This window comes from Shewanella sp. A22, assembly GCF_053850585.1.
Genome location: NZ_JBSQBN010000261.1, coordinates 1 through 632 on the forward strand (window position 1 = coordinate 1; position 632 = coordinate 632).

At 51.6% G+C, this 632-nt stretch carries 1 protein-coding gene; it reads left to right on the plus strand.

The window, feature by feature from the left end:
* Positions 1-632: fibronectin type III domain-containing protein (locus ACWXWT_RS20610; protein WP_456043420.1), on the plus strand; the 632-nt coding region annotated here is incomplete at both ends.

Sequence of the window (632 nt, forward strand, 5' to 3'; positions counted from 1 at the left end):
GATGCACCGAGTATCGGAACCGCAACCGCAGGGGATAAGCAAGCGAGCATTAGCTTTAGTGCACCGACTAATAACGGTGGAGCAACCATTACAAGGTATACCGTGACATCGAGCCCGGGCAATAAAAAGGCGAGTGGCATGGGGTCACCGTTAACGATAACGGGCTTGACGAATGGAACGGCTTATACCTTCAGTGTAACGGCGACAAACTATGTGGGCGCCAGTGCTGCGTCGACAGCTTCTAACAGCGTGACCCCGATGGGGACGCAAATTATCACGTTTGCGGCTCAAAGTGCACAAAGCTATGGCACAACACCAACCTTAACGGCAAGTGCTAGCTCAGGGTTAACACCAGTGTTTACCTCATCCACCACCGGCGTGTGTACCATCACAAGTGCAGGCGTGTTGAGTTTTAATGCGACGGGAAGTTGTACCATCAACGTTAACCAAGCCGGTAATGGAAGTTACTTAGCCGCACCTCAAGTGAGCCAGACTTTCACTGTGAATGCCTCATTGGCAGATGCACCGAGTATCGGAACCGCAACCGCAGGGGATAAGCAAGCGAGCATTAGCTTTAGTGCACCGACTAATAACGGTGGAGCAACCATTACAAGGTATACCGTGACATCGAG